19 protein-coding genes are annotated in these 16050 nt (G+C 49.1%); 2 read left to right on the top strand and 17 right to left on the bottom strand.

Annotation, left to right across the window (positions count from 1 at the left end; all coding sequences use genetic code 11):
* Nucleotides 1–11: 11 nt before the first annotated feature.
* The 4 genes from BN4275_RS08310 to BN4275_RS08295 form a co-directional block, all read right to left on the bottom strand.
* A complete protein-coding gene (locus BN4275_RS08310) occupies nt 12–356 on the bottom strand; it encodes a DUF3852 domain-containing protein (RefSeq protein ID WP_154018856.1) in 345 nt (114 codons plus the stop codon).
* Nucleotides 357–406: 50 nt separating this feature from the next.
* On the bottom strand, nt 407–913 hold the full coding sequence (locus BN4275_RS08305; RefSeq protein ID WP_161940191.1) for a YodL domain-containing protein: 507 nt from the start codon (nt 911–913) through the stop codon (nt 407–409).
* Entirely contained in the window at nt 906–1481 is a 576-nt protein-coding gene (locus BN4275_RS08300) for a hypothetical protein (protein ID WP_066456631.1), read from the bottom strand. Before BN4275_RS08300 ends, BN4275_RS08305 begins: the two co-directional genes overlap by 8 nt.
* 125 nt (nt 1482–1606) lie before the next feature.
* Nucleotides 1607–1975 (bottom strand): SpoVG family protein, encoded by a 369-nt coding sequence (locus BN4275_RS08295; protein WP_066456627.1) that lies wholly within the window; start codon nt 1973–1975, stop codon nt 1607–1609.
* Between the two features lie 362 nt (nt 1976–2337).
* Here BN4275_RS08295 and BN4275_RS08285 point away from each other — a divergent pair, with 362 nt between their 5' ends.
* Together BN4275_RS08285 and BN4275_RS08280 are read left to right on the top strand one after the other, a co-directional pair.
* The gene (locus BN4275_RS08285; RefSeq protein WP_079988166.1) at nt 2338–2679 is read left to right on the top strand and encodes a nucleotidyltransferase domain-containing protein; all 342 of its coding nucleotides are present in this window, start codon (nt 2338–2340) and stop codon (nt 2677–2679) included.
* Nucleotides 2672–3067 (top strand): HEPN domain-containing protein, encoded by a 396-nt coding sequence (locus BN4275_RS08280; RefSeq protein WP_066456625.1) that lies wholly within the window; start codon nt 2672–2674, stop codon nt 3065–3067. Before BN4275_RS08285 ends, BN4275_RS08280 begins: the two co-directional genes overlap by 8 nt.
* Nucleotides 3068–3104: 37 nt before the next feature.
* Here BN4275_RS08280 and BN4275_RS08275 read toward each other — a convergent pair whose 3' ends face one another.
* The 13 genes from BN4275_RS08275 to spoVG all read right to left on the bottom strand — a co-directional run bounded on the left by BN4275_RS08275 (nt 3105) and on the right by spoVG (nt 15920).
* Nucleotides 3105–8120, bottom strand: coding sequence for a SpaA isopeptide-forming pilin-related protein (locus tag BN4275_RS08275; RefSeq protein ID WP_154018855.1), 5016 nt, complete (start codon nt 8118–8120; stop codon nt 3105–3107).
* A gap of 9 nt (nt 8121–8129) precedes the next feature.
* Nucleotides 8130–8681: a hypothetical protein gene (locus BN4275_RS08270; RefSeq protein ID WP_066456614.1), complete on the bottom strand. Its 552-nt coding sequence runs from the start codon at nt 8679–8681 to the stop codon at nt 8130–8132.
* 98 nt (nt 8682–8779) lie between these two features.
* A complete protein-coding gene (locus tag BN4275_RS08265; RefSeq protein WP_066456612.1) occupies nt 8780–9388 on the bottom strand; it encodes a CAP domain-containing protein in 609 nt (202 codons plus the stop codon).
* Nucleotides 9389–9828: 440 nt separating this feature from the next.
* Nucleotides 9829–10611, bottom strand: coding sequence for a class D sortase (locus BN4275_RS08255; RefSeq protein ID WP_066456607.1), 783 nt, complete (start codon nt 10609–10611; stop codon nt 9829–9831).
* Nucleotides 10608–11687, bottom strand: coding sequence for a hypothetical protein (locus tag BN4275_RS08250; RefSeq protein WP_066456605.1), 1080 nt, complete (start codon nt 11685–11687; stop codon nt 10608–10610). The genes BN4275_RS08255 and BN4275_RS08250 overlap by 4 nt, the downstream gene beginning before the upstream one ends.
* Before the next feature lie 16 nt (nt 11688–11703).
* Nucleotides 11704–11982 carry a hypothetical protein gene (locus BN4275_RS17905; protein ID WP_479722611.1) on the bottom strand — a complete coding sequence of 93 codons (279 nt, stop codon included), beginning with the start codon at nt 11980–11982 and terminating at the stop codon, nt 11704–11706.
* A 175-nt stretch (nt 11983–12157) separates the two neighbouring features.
* Nucleotides 12158–12436 (bottom strand): hypothetical protein, encoded by a 279-nt coding sequence (locus BN4275_RS17285; RefSeq protein ID WP_154018853.1) that lies wholly within the window; start codon nt 12434–12436, stop codon nt 12158–12160.
* A 41-nt stretch (nt 12437–12477) separates the two neighbouring features.
* Nucleotides 12478–12762, bottom strand: coding sequence for an AbrB/MazE/SpoVT family DNA-binding domain-containing protein (locus BN4275_RS08240; protein WP_066456603.1), 285 nt, complete (start codon nt 12760–12762; stop codon nt 12478–12480).
* On the bottom strand, nt 12752–13219 hold the full coding sequence (locus tag BN4275_RS08235) for an AbrB/MazE/SpoVT family DNA-binding domain-containing protein (RefSeq protein ID WP_066456600.1): 468 nt from the start codon (nt 13217–13219) through the stop codon (nt 12752–12754). Before BN4275_RS08235 ends, BN4275_RS08240 begins: the two co-directional genes overlap by 11 nt.
* Nucleotides 13216–14202, bottom strand: a complete 987-nt coding sequence (locus BN4275_RS08230) for a DNA adenine methylase (RefSeq protein ID WP_066456598.1) — start codon at nt 14200–14202, stop codon at nt 13216–13218. Before BN4275_RS08230 ends, BN4275_RS08235 begins: the two co-directional genes overlap by 4 nt.
* A 37-nt stretch (nt 14203–14239) precedes the next feature.
* Nucleotides 14240–14470, bottom strand: a complete 231-nt coding sequence (locus tag BN4275_RS08225) for a hypothetical protein (RefSeq protein ID WP_066456595.1) — start codon at nt 14468–14470, stop codon at nt 14240–14242.
* Between the two features lies 1 nt (nt 14471).
* On the bottom strand, nt 14472–14972 hold the full coding sequence (locus BN4275_RS08220) for a hypothetical protein (RefSeq protein ID WP_066456593.1): 501 nt from the start codon (nt 14970–14972) through the stop codon (nt 14472–14474).
* A 282-nt stretch (nt 14973–15254) separates the two neighbouring features.
* The gene (gene spoVG, locus BN4275_RS08215) at nt 15255–15920 is read right to left on the bottom strand and encodes a septation regulator SpoVG (RefSeq protein ID WP_066456590.1); all 666 of its coding nucleotides are present in this window, start codon (nt 15918–15920) and stop codon (nt 15255–15257) included.
* Nucleotides 15921–16050: the final 130 nt, after the last annotated feature.

The raw sequence follows: 16050 nt of genomic DNA, 5'->3' as shown, positions 1-16050 counted from the left end.
TTCTGCTCTGGTCAAGAGATATTGATAATCTGCCAAATGAAATTCGGCGCGACCAGTGAAAAAACCAGGCAGACAAACAAGATCGCCGGCCCCGGCCATTCCATCATACCGTGTTTACGGTAATCAAAATATGCCGCTCCGAGTTTGACAAAAAAGGCAATTGCAAGGATCAGCGACAAGGCGGGGAAGACCACATCGTTAACCACCGTTTTGATTTGTCCCGCGGCGTCGGTCCAGGTGTCTTTGATCACGCCGCTCACATCACCTGAACCCGCGGCATAGGCAGCCGGAGAAACCCGGAGCATCATCAGGCCGGTCAGCACGAAAGCAAAAAAGCGCTTTTTTCTCAATCGCATACCTCCAAATAAAAAATACCGCCTTATTTCAGGCGGCAGACTGGTTCCTTTTATTCCGAATAAAAATGGACGGGAACAAATTCGTCAGGATCCACGTAGTAGATTTCGGAACAGCCGGTATCGTACCGTTCTATCAGATCGGAAACTGATAGCGGATGTCCAGCAAACCCTTTGGGTGGACGGCCGTTAAAAAGATCATAGACTTCCGACAGATCGTCCGTGGAACACATGCCGTCGAAAGCCACCAGATAATCTTCCCGCAGAACACCTCCGAATTGTTGGTAAACCGCTTCATAACTTTGGAATTTCCGGACAGGATCAATTTCCGGACGCAGCTGATAGATACGAATTCGTTTCAGTTCTTTTCCGTGCTCCTTCTCCTGTTTGAGAAGTCTTTGCGTCACTCCATCCGACCAATGAATACGCAGTCCGGTCCGGATAAGTTTCCTCCCTGTTTCGGTTCCGAAGAACTCGTTATCGACCACCACGCTTTCCGGTGATTCAAAGTAGCCAATAGGAACTCCGCCCCGGCTGATCAACTGCTTTCTGTCAAACAAGGTCAATACCTCCCTTATATTCATAGTTTCCGGTCGCGGGATTATAGATGAGTCCGAACTCCGACGCTTTCGCACCCAAAATGTCCAACGATTTTTCTACTGCGGCTCTTGTCCCCGGTGCGGGTATAAATTCGATGAGAGGTTCGCCATCCCGATACTGTACGGCGCCCACATTGCTGCCGATATCCTCGCTTGCCCAAAGATAATCGATAAAGTTGTTCTTAAAAATGAGCGAGAGTTTTTCAATCAAATCCCGGACATCACGGTCTGCGGATTCAAATCGTATTGCCGAGCCACCATCATAGGATCCTGCGGATTGCTTGGGATTTAGTATATTTTGATCCACACCCCAGTTGCGCAGGCACCAGCCGCGGGAACAGTTTTCCTCACCATACCGCTCCAGCAGTGCGAGGTTCGTTGGCTTACGGTAAACCCACGGCGGCATAGGGGTGATTTTGTTCAGATCAATGCTCCCCCGGCCATACCGCCGATCTGATATGTAATCAAGAAGGGCGGCAGCTTGCGCGCTGCCGCCCTGGATGTTGAGTATGTTATGAACAATCGGCAAATAAACGCCTCCTTGAGCCTGTCTCATATTTGAAGAGATAGCGGGTTCTTCGTTTCTCTCTGCACGCAGTTCATGTGAGAACCAATCCAATCGATGAAGATATATGTCTGAAAAAATGGCGGTTCTTATTGCAGCGCCATGCAACCTGATTCAGGCTCCTCAATTTCCGGTTCGTCGCGGGAAGCGATCTTCTGATTAAGCGCCTGATTGTAGGCGTCTACTACGGCGTCGGTTATTCGTTGACGCAGCTGCGCGCTGGTAGGGGAGCAGATATCTTTATAGTCTCCGTTTCCCGTTCTGTAGCTTGGAAAATTCAAAAAAGGTCCGTTTTTCCCATTCATCAATCGGACGCCTCGTATAGCAAACGCGCCGCCAAGATTGATCGATGCATCGACCAAACGCGCGCCTGCATTATGTATCGAGTGGATGCGCACATCTAGTTCCAACGGGGCAACGGATTCGGCGGATAGGGGTTTCTGTTCATTCTTCGACAATTCAAATCCTCCTCATAGGTTGTATCTATCCTATATTCTGTCTACAATAAAATTGAGTTAAAAGCTATGATGATTAACTCCAAATCTTTGGTTGCAATGACTGAAGCAACCGGAATTTTTCCAAGGCCGCTCGGTTCGTGGATGAACAGGGTGCGGCTGTGATTTTGAAAAACAATAAGCCGCGGTATGCGGTAGTGGATTTTTTGGAATATGAAAGCTTCCATGAGTACAGGCGCGCTATGATCAACAAAACTACAGACAAATTGATGGAAGAGAATCTTGAAGTGTTCCGGGAGTTGGCCAAATAATATTTGCAAGAGGCCGTGTTTGAGCTATAATAAATAGTGAAAGAAGGTGTTTGCATGTGCAGTCCATCTCAACTCAATCAGCTGTTATCAGAGGTTTTTCTGTATGCACAGGAGTGCTTTGGCAGCAGCCTTGATGCGGTAATCCTTTATGGATCCTACGCCAGAGGTGACGCCGATGAGGAATCCGACATAGATATTATGTTACTGGTCAAACAGTCGAACGAACAGTTGGCTGAACAGCGAAAAACTTGGGATCGTTTCGGTACCGATTTGGATCTCAAATACAATGTTTTTACCTCCTTTAAACTTCAAGACGCAGAAACATTCTATTCATGGCTGGATGTCCTACCTTTCTTCCGTAACGTAGCTGACGAGGGGGTACGGATCAGTGCCTGATAACACCAAAAAATCATTATCCCAATACCGATTGGGCAAGGCGGAGGAGTGTTATCTTTCCGCCAAAGAACTATTGGCTGGCGGTCATTTTTCGGATAGCGCCAATCGTTCTTATTATGCTATTTTCCATGCGATCCGGGCAATCTTGGCACTGGAAGGCGCAGATTTTAAGAAGCACTCCGGCGTCATTTCCTATTTTCAGCAGCGATATATCAAAACAGGCGTTTTTGATAAGGAACTTTCTGTTATTGTGAAGCGGGCCTTTAGAATCCGTCAAGACAGTGACTATGAGGATTTTTTCTTGGTATCTAAAGAGGACGTGTCGGAACAGCTGGAAAATGCGCGGCTATTCCTTGATGTGATGAAAACGTACCTCCAAAAACAGTAGAGGTGGGAATAGCCCAACCTCTACTGTTTTCTTTGGTTCAGATTCCGGTTTTGGGAAGTCCGCCTCTGGGCTTTGCCCAGACTACCGTAATCCAAGTATCCTTGGCAACAACCCACTCGCCCTCGATTCTGCCGCCGACGTCTGTGCGGTTGATGATTCGATAGCCATCCGCGAGATCGGCCAACGTGGTGACATAGATGGACGGTCCCGTTTCCTCACAGAAATCCTGTCCCACAGCCCCAAACTCGAATCGGATCTCGGTGACATATTCGTTGGCTGCGAGGTTCAGCGTCTCCCGTGAGCAATCCAGCGTATGGCTGGTACGGGTGGAGAGATCGTCCTCCAACGTCCTCCAGCGGTTCTTTCTGTTGGTCTTGTACTCCACCGAATAATCCAGCCGTTCCGACCATGTGCCGGTGACAATTTTGTTCAGTCGAACTGATTCCACGGGTAATTTATCATGCCAATAAAATTCCTCCAACCCCACATTCGAGCAATTGTGGATCTCAGAAAAATCGTAGCGCATGACGTCGCCTGCCAGCACTTCCACATTGCCGCGTTTCTCGACCGTTACGTCAACATCCACGCTTTCATTGAGCACTTCGAAGCGGACAAGGTCATCCGCGATCTTTAACGTCGCGTAGAACACCTTGCCATCCGTCAGGTAATAATCCGGGCTGGAGGTTTCTTTGATTCCATAGGTTGCCAGAGGCAGGGGTTTACTGGTAGCGATTCCGTCCGGGCCAGTGGTGATGACGTCCACAACTTCCAGCTTATCGTTGTAAATGGTGAATTCCGCACCCTTCAACAGACCGCCTGCTTTGTCTTTGGTGACCGGATTATCGTCTGCCGCCTTTTTGACAATCTGGATGCGTCCCCGTTCCGGCTGATTTTTCAGGGTAAGTTCTGTGGTTTCGCCAGGTTTTAGTTCGACTACATGCTCGGTTTCATCCACGACGTAGCCCTCGGCGCGGATTTCGCGCAGCCTGTATTTGCCTGCGGGTAATTCCTGCCGGATTTCGATTAGGCCCCGCTCGTCTGTGTCAAATTCGTCAATCAGGTTTCTTCCCCAGTCGTAGAGGTTAAATCGCACATTATCAATCGGTTTTTCTGTTTCCGCGTCCAGCTTCAGCAGGCGCAGGGATGCTTTTGGCCTGTTAACAATCCGGATTGGTGTTTTCTGCCCCCACGCCATTGCTGCCTCATATTCGGCCTGATCGAGCTCATACCCTGGCAATGTTTCAACCTCCTGCACATATAGGATCTGATCACCATCCATACCGCTCAGAACAATTTTTCCCGCCGCCGAGGTAGTGAAAATTCCAATTTCTCTATGCAGGTAATCAGATACGCGGATTTTGACGCCGGGCATCGGCTGCCCCTTTTCATTGACCTTGGTGATTTCCAAAGTAGGATAGGGCTGGTTGCGGTACTCCTCGATGTGCAGCTTCCCACTCTCCAGTTGGACGAGCCGAGGCGCCGGATCGGGTTTGTACCCCTGTTTTGGAGCGACCTCCACGATCTGCACCCATTTTTCGTCCTGGCCGGGAAGGTTTATGAGCCCGGATTCGTCCGAGTAAAAAATGCCCAGGGACTCTCCATTGACCTCCAGAATTTCAAAGCCGACATTTTCAATCGGCTGCAAGGTTACGCCGTCCTTTTTCTGAATCTGCAGTCCGGTCCTGGGCTTGTTGTGGAAAAGCACGACGGCAGGTTCCCCATACTTTAATTCCACCAGCTTGGTTTCTTCTGCGGGGATGTAAGAGGGATTGCTCTTGACCTCCCGGATCTGATACCACCCTGGAACCACCCCTTCGCCGGCCACAGTTGCGAAACCGTTGCTGCCTGTGGTATATTCTCCCACGAGCTCACCCGTTGACCGAGTTACGAGAAACGTGGTATCCGGAATAGGTTCGCCGGTGACGGAATCCCTCTTTTCGATCAAGATCGGTTGCTCTGGAGTATTGCTCAAAGGAAGGGGAATGCTCTCGTTGGAATTCAGCTTTACCTCATGTACGGTTTCGTCCAAGAGGTACCCAGGCAAAGTTCGTATTTCTTTTACCAGATAAATGAGGCCTGGTTCAACATCCTCCAAGACAATTTTTCCTCCTGAAGTAGTGAATTGTCCGAGAGACTTCCCGTTTTTGATGCTCACCTCGAAGATCACCCCATCCATTGGCTGGAGTGTCATGCTGTCGATTTTTTCAATGGTCAAGGTAGGTTTTTTGTGATTTTTTACAACCAATTCCGAAGTTTTACCCGCTTCAAGCAAAATGTCATAATGCTCGGTATCAAGCGTGAATCCTGTCGGGCTTCGCAATTCAAAGATCGTATACCACGTTGCTTCGAGATTTTCGAGCAGTACGGTTCCGTCTGCTCCCGTCTCCACATCGATATATTCCTGAGAGCCTTTTTTGGCCACTCGGAACACAGCGCCGGGAAGCCGTTCTGTTTCGTCGGCTTCGTTGATCTTAATGATCTTGAGTTTTGGTTTGGGCATATTCCTGAAAATGACGGTAATATTTTCGTTGATCGCTTCGGGCTTGATCAGGATGGTCTGAACATTGTGTTCCTCATCCAAAAAGTAGCCATAGGGCGGTTGGGATTCCACAATGGTATAATATTTACTGCTTTCCAGGTCAGTGATCGTCACAATTCCATTTTCATTGCTTTGGAAATCACCCAGGAATTTGGTATTTTCCGCCGCGGCACCCTCATAGAGTTTAAAGATCGCACCTTCCAGCCCCTTGCCGTTGGTAGCGTCCACCTTTTTGATGGTAAGCCCTGTCCAGGGGTCGTTGCGAAATTCCAGTTCTACCGGCTCGTGGGAACCGTCGTATACATTGACCGTATGTACGATTTCAGTAGGCAGATAAAACTGGGGAGGGGAGGTTTCCTCGATCCGATACTCACCAGGGATCATGTTGTCAAATACCGCACGTCCATCTGGACCAGTGGTACGGGTATAAACCATACCGCTTTCGAAAGGTTCGGTGTGAGAACGCAGAAGCGTCGCCTTGATTACCGCCCCCTGTAAAAGCTGGCCGGTTTGGTTGTCTTTTTTATAGACGATGATATCTGCTTTCTTATCGTTTGGGACTTCAAGCAGCTTATCTTCGCCCTTGCTTACTGTGATGGTGTAAGATTCCTGCTGGCCGATCACATAACCCGCCGGAGCGGACAGTTCCGTACAAACAAGAGTTCCAGCCGAGGGGAGATCAACGTGGATACGGCCGTCGGTACCTGTTGTCAATGTCCAGACTTCAGCGCTAACATCCGGATCAGCATAGCGGATTTCAAACTGCGCGCCCTGCAGGGGTTTCCCTTTATTACCCTTTTCATATTTATAAATTGTCAGCGAGCATTCCAATGGATAGTTTGTAAAGCCGACCTCCGCTACATTGCTGATGTTGTTCGCGGTTACCGTAACGGTTTTCGTTTCGCTGGATTTTTGGTAGCCGTCCGGAGCGGTGACCTCCGTTACCTTCACATCGACTGAAGTTTTTCCTTTGGGAAGAGGAATTACAGCAGTCGCCCCACCGTAGGGAACTGGGAATGCATCATCCCGGAACCCCTCGCACTCCAGTTTGAAAACAGCGCCGCCAAGGGGAAGGTTTGTTTCGCCATCATATTTATAGATCGTGAGGTATCCGACCTGCTGCGGTTCATCCCCTTCATCCGGTACCTCCGGGGATACGGCCTCCGAACTAAAGGACATGTAGCCGTTTACAGGCGGATTTGTGGGTTCGGTGGCACTGGCTTTAGCCTGTTCCGAACTGTTCCAGAAGATAAGGCCGCTTTGTCCTGGTTGACTTTCCCATGTAACGAATGAATCGCTGCCCGGTTGATCGGCGGAGGTTACGGTAAGAGTACTTCCCGAAACAGCGAAATCCAATTGTGCTTGGGATTTGAACGCATTTTTTTGCAGAGTTACCTTGCTGTTTGCATTTTTAAGATCAATGGAATATCCGCCGCCATCCTCTGTCATCGTATGAACCGTGGGGTTGCTCTTGTCTTTACTCATAAAACTGGGGATCTCGCCAACATTCTGATATTTGCTGAGCAGGGAATCGTACTTGGGGGCCAGTGCGGAAGCGTGGGGGGCAATGACTCCCTGATAGACGCTTCCCGCCTTGTGCTTCTGTCCAATCGCGATCTCCCAGATCAATACCTGGGCGGCGGCATAGGAAGCGTAGTCTGAGTGCCCCGCGGTATTGGCAGCCATTACGCGGGCGATTGCCTGCTGCTTTTCCATCGACAGCCCGGACCAGGTCATAGACCCGGTAATAGGGGTTCCGTGGTTGCTGTCGAAGCGGGCGGGTTCGATACAGTAAGCCGTTTGTCCCTCCGATGTCCAATACACATAAAAGGCAAAGGTCGAAGTTCCTGATCCAAATGGATATCTAAAGGAGAACTCCGGAACCGTCTTCATATTGATGAAAAGCGCTTCCCTTGATGTTGCTGCGCGGGATCTCCGCATCAATCCTGATGTTATAAACGCCTCGAAAGACGCGCTGTCCGGCGGGTCAAGGCCAGAGTTCTCAACGGTTTCTTCTTCTGCCGGGAGTTGTTCATCCGGAAGAACGGCCTCCTCGCTGCTTGATATGGGAGAATCCTCCTCCGGATATTCCGGCAACGACGAAGCCGGATCTTCACTTTCAGACGAGGAGTTTTGCCCCTCATCCTGTTCCGGTGCCTGCTCATCTTCAGAGGATGAGGGCGGCTCATCGGAATTTTCAGAAGATGAGGAATCGGGAATAACGTTTTCCTCCTCGCCCGATACCACCGGCTGCAAATTGACCAGCGGTTCCAATGCCAAGGAGCTGGAGTCTGTGGTAACAAGCATCATTACTGCCAGCAGTGTTGCCAGAAAGCGCCGGGGCGCCATTTTACCGTGTTGTTTCATCATATCTTCCTTTCTGCGATCAAACTGCGGCGGCAGGATGACGTAAGCAGGCCCGAATGATGAAACCGGCAAAACCGAGCCTAATGCGTCAATTTTGCCGCCTTGGGAATCTCCGGGATGGAAAAGAGTAAAAGCCGCTGATTTCAACAACTTTTATCAGTAGTCTAACTTCAGATTGTTGTCATCCAATTCCGGCTCATCCTCAGAAACGATATTAACATATTCGCCAATGATATTAAGCGCCTCATTATAATTATGGCATTTCATAATAAGCCCACACATCTCTTTTGCCTGCGCTGATAAACCGTTTTCTTTCAAAGTTCGAGAAGCAATTCCCATTAAACCAAATATGTTCCCATTATTACCAATTAGTGCGCAATCTGGTTTTTGCACGATTGTCGTTTTTTCCTCCTCATGATCGTCGATAAAGCCGCCCAGTTTGTTAGCGACATAATCGCTCAACCAGGTCCCGCCAAACAGGTCATATGTTCGCAAACGCCACATTGCAAGACTCCCGCCATCAACCTCGACATCATCCATTAAAAACAGGAGATTTGTTAAACCATCATGTTTAAATACGTAAATATCCTTAAACCTGCTTTCGTTTTTGAGGATTCCTTCTTCAGCTAGGAGTTTATTGATCCCATCTACCCATTCTTGCAAATCACCTCCGCAGCCTTGAAAGATCATGCCTTCGCTGTTTTTCATACTTCGGAGCTCATCCTCGGTAACCCATTTCAGTTTATATCCCCCCTTTGCAAAGCAAAAGCCGCTGATCTCAGCGGCTTTTCATGATGTATTATGTTTTACTCTTTGCCGAAGACCTGTACCCAATAAAGGAGTCCTCTGCTATCCTGCCAGACTCCAATTCCTAGATACTCCGCTTTTTTTCTCAAGAGATTTTTCTGATGGCTTTGAGAATTCATCCATGCGGAAATCACCCGCTCGGGCGTTGGCTGTCCATATGCGATATTTTCCCCATACCAATTTAAGCTGGTTTCGTATTCATTGAATACTGTTGAACATTTACTTCCATCCGGACGGTCATGGGTAAAGGTTGCTTCAAGCTCCTTTGCGCGTTGCATTGCCATTTCGGAGAGCTGCCCATCCACCAGCAGGGCGGGCAGGCCAGCTTTTTCACGTTCAGCGTTGGTTAACTTGAATACTTCTTCCGCCAGCGCGTCCAGATCCACTTCCTCCTGTTCGGCCAGCGCCGATTCATCCCCAGGCAGTATGGATTCGGTGTCCTGGTATTTTGATGGTGAAGTTGGAGGCGTATGTCCTCCGGAAGTTCCACCGTCTACGAGGAACGCTTCGAATTGATATACTTCCGTATCCTCAGCATGTATCGTAGCTGGCATCCCTGCCAAGAGGAGCGCGGTGCAGAGCCATGCGGCAGCCTGCTTTTTCTTCATTGGTTGATACCTCCTTTACCATCAGAATAGCATCAATTGCGGAGAAAAGCCATCTGCTATATATTACTGATTTATGGCTTGTCCTTTGGTTGATATGTCGGTTTCGATATCAATGGGCGCTGATCAAAAAAGCGTCCGTCTTCTTTTTATGTCATCCATTATGGCAAAGACCTGCCAGCTTCCAGCGAGGAGCCGCCCCCCTCCATTGAAATTTTTGCTACACCAGACCCTTACTTCGTTCAGGTTATACAACCATTTGGTTTTGATTTGCTTGCGGCCTGGTGTAGCATACCTGATAAAATATGTAGGAATGTCTTCACCCCTAGCCGCGGCGATATTCCGCTGTAACGCCTGTTGGATGCTCACTTTATCAACTCCCAATTCACAATGCCAATTGGCTTATACAAAAGCGATTCATCAATTGCAGTAAAGCATCGGTCTTACACTTCAGTTGCTTGTACCATCAGCCGTTTATTGGGCTTTCCGGTAATGCAGGTGATCATCGTCACCCTGTTAATCCCGTCCTCGCAGCGCATCAGGTAAGACCAATCATCTTCCGAAATTTCCTTTATCTCGGTGACTTTGTACCGCCGTTCTCCTTGTGCCGTTTTATAGGTTAGTTCGTCACCAGGGCGGAGCAGATGGATATCCCGAAAAAATGCGGCCGCACCTTCCGGCGCTTCGTTGTGGCTGCACAATCCGATATTGCCGTCCCAGGCAGACGTGATTGCAAAGTGTGCGATTCCCTTGGTCATGGATTCCATTTCTTCACCATGCCGCACGGTTTCATATACACTTGCCGACAGATTGATCTTCGGAATTATAAGCGTACCAATTGAGCCGTCCACTAACCTGATCTCGTCCGGCAACGTATAATTTTCGGTAGACAGAGGAATGGACTGGTCCCATATCTGTTGTGTATCGGCAAAGACAGCGACTGTTTTTTGGCGCTCCGGCTTTTTTTCTGTTTCCCCGGCGCTGTCATTTCGTTCGTGGCTTTCCGGTGCGATAACTACAACGCCATCATCTGCGGTATAAGCACGATTGTTATCCAAATCGAATGTCACTTCTGTTTCGTGAAGAGAATCGGCTACTGTTCTGGGAGAGGTCACCAGTGCTGTGTTTACACGCCAGACCACACAACCAAGGATTAGAACAGCCAACGGAAGCCCGATCAAGAACCATTTGCCGGCTCCTTGCCACGTTCCTTTTAATCTGTTCATTTCTCATCGCCTCCATCAATTCCTCGGTCCATATCATCCAGCATCTGCGGCAAGTCCATCGCGGGCCGTCCAGCAAAGGGGTCCTGGCAGGCAGGATCGGTTACGCCAGACTCAACAGCCAGTTTTCCTCGGCGGATAAAATATAGGATTAATACTGCAACTATGGCAATCAGAAAAAGCGTACCGATACCAAAAAACAGCGGTGCGAAGTCAAAATTGCTTTTAACCTTAATTTTTGTGTTTGGAGCTGCTTCGTAGACAATGCTGAATAGAACGCTGCCCTCCGACATTGAGGTTACTTTGCCACTATACGTCGCGGTTGCGATGTATCCGCTTGCCTTGCTGCCGGCCGCACGTCCAGTATAGGTAACGACAGCTCTATAGAGGCCCGGATCGTCGCTGTTCTCTCCGCCTGTACCCATTGGAGTCCATTGAATATCGGCCAGGGACAGAGTAACGCCATTCTTTTCTGCCGTTTTGGGCACATAGTAAGGATCGTTTCGTTCAAGACTGTTATATTCCCGGATGTCTTTTAAAGTGTAAGTGTAGTTTTCGCTTCCGGACTCCCGGATGGAAATCGTGCTGCTGTCCAACAACAGTGTTCCTGTATAGCCATCCTTGTTAAAAGCAACTGAAGGGGTCAAGGCAGCGAGTGCCTCGGATTCATTGTTTTTTTCTACGGGTGCGGAAAGTGTTTGGGATATCGTTTTGCTTTCAGTGATTCCAGCGACCTCCCGGCGCAGGACATCCGACACTTCGTATTCCACACCGCGCCGTACCAGATTATCTTCTATGAGTGCCGAGGCCGGAACATCAGGCGGGACGAGGAATGTCTTGATGACGAGTTGGGCATTCCCGTCCATAGCGGTTCTTACCTCAATGGGGTAATAGTCGCCGACCATATAGTTTTTGTTTTTCGACGGCTCGGCTCCATCAGCGGGCGTGACATCTGTAATCGCTATCGTTTGATCCGATCCTTCCCCGGACACTACCAGGCGTGGTTCCTCAGCCAAAGCGGTTGTAGTCATCAGCGAAACCAAAAGGATCGTCATGGCCGGGATCATTCGTTTTAGCATGATTGTTTTCCACCTTTTATAAGTTGAGTCGGAAGCACTGTTCAGAGTCAGCACTCTCCAGTATTGCATCGATGTCTTCACTTTGGGATTTCGCCAGCGAAATGAAAGCGCCGATTGTTTCTACGGGACCGCGCACCAAATAAGTCCCGCGCCGGTTGAGCAATCCGGTTTCATCCGGAGGTAGCGCCAGTTCACGCGCCCACGCCAAGTGCGCTTGGAAGCCTTGCGCGTGATTAAAGTACAGGACAGTGTTTGCCAGCACATGGAATACGCGATCCTTACCATACCGCGACAGGATTTTAACGACAGAAATAGGCTCTGGAAGTATCCCGTTACTCCGGTCAGTTATTTTGTCGATGGCTTTTTACAGGCAACGTTCTCCCGCTTGCTCGTCCGGTACTCGTCCACTTCGCCCCGCTGATATGCCTCCCAAAAGGAGCGGGTATAAACAGGAATCATTGGAATCTCCTTTACAGTTTGATCTCCGGTTCGAATCCTTTTGCCTGCTTTTCCAGCTTTTCTTTCGCCCACTGGGGCAGGCTTTCCTCACGAATGACGCCAAAAAAGTCCGTGCGATTCCAGCGTGCCATTTCTCCATCGGACAGGCAAACGCATAAAATTGAGCGTCCTATTACATCGGGACGACATCCGAAGCCATTCAGCGCAAGCCAAAGCTGGCCTTCCTCTTGTCTGTAGTGCTCGTCCAATACTTGCGGAAGAAGCACCAATACTTTTCCGGTGTAATCCATATCACTGGAATCCGGTTAGCAATGGGCCTTGTCTAATAAGCTCATACCATTTCCCCGCTTTCCCGGCCAATCATCAGCGATGCCATTTCCAGCCGCTTGTTAAAAGGCATTTGATTGATTGCGGCTTTTACAAAGGCTTCCACAGCTTCCGGAGATTGATCCCCCACCTCAATCAGTGCAACCTTTCGAATCTGCAAACCTCCTTCAGCGGGTATCAGCCGGACGAAACCGCCGCACTCCAACTCCAGAGTGTCCCGGAAGGGCTTTGGAATATAGATCCGGCCTTTACAATCGATGAGACGATAAATCCCATTTTCACACGGCATCTTCGTCGGCTCCTTCCCTCAGAATTCTTCGGATCAAGCCCAAGGGCATTCCAAGTGTCCGGAGTAATGAAACACCCTGCAGCAGAGCGTCTTCTGGAAAAATCTCACTTTCCGGATTTTGAGCGGGGGAAATGATGAGGGAGCCGTCGTCGATGACGACATCCAGACTTTTGTTGGGGTCGATACCTGCTTCCCGCAGCAGATAGGAAGGAATGTGAAAGCCATCATCCGGATCATCTTCACAGGAATCTCCAGACTTAATCCTAAGAGAAAAGGCTGTTTTACGAAGCGCGATCATAACCTCACGCCGCTCCTCATCATCCTGGATGGGATTCATCAGGATAATCACGCCGGGAGCAATGGTCATCATTGTGCCGCCCGCAGAGGCGGAAAGCCCCGCCACATCAAGAAACTGGGCAGGAATGCAAAAATCCTTCTTCATCGTGTGGTTCTTCATGTGAGTTCCTCCTGTTCGTTGGCAATGACGTAATCATATTCATCCTCATCCTCCTGATCAGACTGAAAGAGGGTCATTTGGATGGGGTTTTCTTTTGCGTACTCTTTGGGGTCGTAGTTTAGAATAATGACCTCGGGGTATTCTTTCCCACTTTCGTATCGCTGCGCCATATTGTTCAGACGGCGGACAGGATAGATACGATATCCTGCGTAGAGATTTCGAATAAACGGGCAGTCGTTGTAGGAAAGTACCCACATCCCTTCGCACTTACTCAGCACCTGCATGAGACGGTAGTGATCGTTCAGAGAAAATTCCACTTCATAGCACTCCGCTTCAAAATAAGGCGGATCAATATAAAACAGCGTTTCGGAGCTGTCGTAGGTTTCAATCAACGCTTCAAAATCCTTATGTTCTATAACCACTTCAGCAAGGCGCCGGGAGCACTCCCAGATCAAATGGAATCCACGACGAATATCCAGCGGGCGCGCTCCATAGGAATTTCCACCGCCTCCATAGCTGTAACGGATCAGCTTGTAGTACGCTGCGGCGCGCCGGACGTCCCGCAGTGCAGCCTGCCCGGCTAGCAATATCCGGATCTCCTCAAAGTCAGGAGGGGGCAGAAAGTGTTCGGCCAGTTCCAGTTCTTCTTTGAGGTCGTCATCTGTGAATTCTTCCTTTTTCAGGAATTTCTTCAGAATTTTAAATTCATCCCTCGCATGGAGTGGCAAAAAGCCAAGTTCTGCGAGCAGGGCCAGCGGTTTATTTTTGACACAATAGAAAAGATTTACAAGATCACCGTTGGCGTCATTGTAAATCTCCATACATTTTTGAGGATGCTTGCGGCCAAAGAGTACCGATCCACCGCCGCCGAATACCTCGACATATTTCTTATAGCCGCTTGGAAATAGACGGTAGATGAGTTTTCTCAGCGCTCCTTTTCCGCCAACCCAGGGAATGAAACTTTTGAGGAGTTTTTCGAGGATATTGAAACCTCCTTCTGGACATCAGCAGAGAGATATTTTAAATGAATTTTGTCGCCTCCTGCATGATAAGCTCACGCAGTTCCGCCACGTCTTTATCTCGTTGCTGAACGGCTAAATTTGCGGCGTGTTTTCTCAACCTGGCGAGACAGATATGGATCGCTTTCACGTAAGGCTTGTAGTGAGTGGCAAGAAACTTTCCGAGTCGCTCCAAAGTGATTGGATATTCGTGTGCCGGGATTGACTCCCATGGGCTTTTCCATTTCAGCATATTATAGACCTCCCATCTGCACTTCCTGATCGGGCAATTCACTTTGATTCTGCTTCTTTTCCTGTACCCGCAGGTCGAAACAGACGAGATATGCTTGGTAATCTCCGGACACAGGGTTGCACCGCAGGCAATATTGATAGTTGCCGGTTTCTAAAATATAACCATAGTTCTGCGCCCAGCCGCCGCTGATCTCCCCGCCGTGTTCCTTACAGTAGCGATCCATGTCCGAAAGGCTTTTCAGGACATGTTTGCGCAGATCGTCCACCACCTCGGTGAGCTCCGTCTTGAATTCGGAAGAGTTTAGCGCCTCCGAACCTCTCGGCCACCAGGTGTGCCAGAACTCATCCCCTCTGTGGCCGAAATCAATACGGACGTGTCCGATGGCGCCCAGCGCCTCATCCTGCTCGGGCGGCAGGGCGTAAAAAAGCCCCGACTCCTCGGGAAGAGCGGGACGCAAAGTGAATATTCGCTCAAATTGCTTTTTATGGGCTTTGATACCCAATCATTGCAGCTCCTTTTTTCGTCCATAGATACTATGCATTTCCAACCGGAGGCATTTTCCGTTTTCGTCCCAGCAGATCATCCCATGCTGCGGATGAGGGCATCCCGCACATTTGGTATATCGATCACAAGCAACAGGCTGCGGAACGGGATTGTTAATGGGTTTAACCGAGGAGCGAATGATTCCATGTTTAACGCCTTTTTTCTGCATGGTATTTTTTGACGGCAGACAAGCCAGCTAGCACTGCGAATTGGATGTCTGTCGATGTCCTTTCACAATTTGTCAAAGAGGCGCCGGTCCCTTTTCCCTGCAAAGCTGCTGCAATTCCTTACACCACTCTTCCAGTTCATATTCACATACAGGCGCCTTTGCATTGAGTCGGGATTGAAGGATGCTGATTGTTTCTTCATCCATTTTGCTGATCAGCTTTGCGGATTCGTTCAGTGATTCGATGTCGTTTGCGATCATATCTCCGATTTTGAAAGGATACCGGAAAGCACGGATAGATCGATAGCTGGTGTGGTGTTTATCATGGAATTTCTTCACTTCCTGAAGCAGGCTATCTGCTGCTGGAAGATCAATTTCAAGGCAGATGGGCAGATTGCCTGCGCCCATTTTGGGCTGCAATTTGCCGCCGTAGGACTTTTGGGCGGTAAAGCACACGCGGAAGATGGGATTTTTTTCTTCCTGGGCATGCATGAGGGTCTGATAGGAGGCGAGAACCACATCTTCAATTTGCGCTCTGGCAGCACCAGTAATGGGGTGACAGATATCGTGCCATTGACCATTTCGTTCGCGTCTGGACGGCATAGCAACAAATAGCTTATCAGAACCCTGGACAACCTTGAGGTCATGAAGCACCAGATCAGAATCGACTGTTATGGATACCACTGCTCTAAGCCGTCCTTCTTTTTCGATCTTTCTAATTTTGACATCGGTAATATTCATTGCTGCATCCCTTTCTGTGTTTAAATAAAAAAGGTGACGCTTTGCATATGCATAGCGTCACCACATTGTTCCAGTCGCTCTTTATTTATGAGAGGGGCCGGGATTTATAGGCCCTTGTAATGCTGTTATA

The organism is Anaerotruncus rubiinfantis (genome assembly GCF_900078395.1).
Classification (GTDB): Bacteria; Bacillota; Clostridia; order Oscillospirales; family Ruminococcaceae; genus Anaerotruncus; species Anaerotruncus rubiinfantis.
Note: the sequence above shows the minus strand (reverse complement) of the source record. Positions and strands in the feature narration are given on the sequence as shown.

Bases quoted from the DNA above. Each gene is read 5' to 3' on its own strand.
- BN4275_RS08270 (WP_066456614.1), bottom strand. From the start codon at position 8,681: ATGAAAAACAGCGAAGGCATGATCTTTCAAGGCTGCGGAGGTGATTTG.
- BN4275_RS08285 (WP_079988166.1), top strand. From the start codon at position 2,338: ATGTGCAGTCCATCTCAACTCAATCAGCTGTTATCAGAGGTTTTTCTG.
- BN4275_RS17285 (WP_154018853.1), bottom strand. From the start codon at position 12,436: ATGGATTACACCGGAAAAGTATTGGTGCTTCTTCCGCAAGTATTGGAC.
- BN4275_RS08235 (WP_066456600.1), bottom strand. From the start codon at position 13,219: ATGAAGAACCACACGATGAAGAAGGATTTTTGCATTCCTGCCCAGTTT.
- BN4275_RS08250 (WP_066456605.1), bottom strand. From the start codon at position 11,687: ATGCTAAAACGAATGATCCCGGCCATGACGATCCTTTTGGTTTCGCTG.
- BN4275_RS08240 (WP_066456603.1), bottom strand. From the start codon at position 12,762: ATGCCGTGTGAAAATGGGATTTATCGTCTCATCGATTGTAAAGGCCGG.
- BN4275_RS08265 (WP_066456612.1), bottom strand. From the start codon at position 9,388: ATGAAGAAAAAGCAGGCTGCCGCATGGCTCTGCACCGCGCTCCTCTTG.
- BN4275_RS08310 (WP_154018856.1), bottom strand. From the start codon at position 356: ATGCGATTGAGAAAAAAGCGCTTTTTTGCTTTCGTGCTGACCGGCCTG.
- BN4275_RS08255 (WP_066456607.1), bottom strand. From the start codon at position 10,611: ATGAACAGATTAAAAGGAACGTGGCAAGGAGCCGGCAAATGGTTCTTG.
- BN4275_RS08225 (WP_066456595.1), bottom strand. From the start codon at position 14,470: ATGCTGAAATGGAAAAGCCCATGGGAGTCAATCCCGGCACACGAATAT.
- spoVG (WP_066456590.1), bottom strand. From the start codon at position 15,920: ATGAATATTACCGATGTCAAAATTAGAAAGATCGAAAAAGAAGGACGG.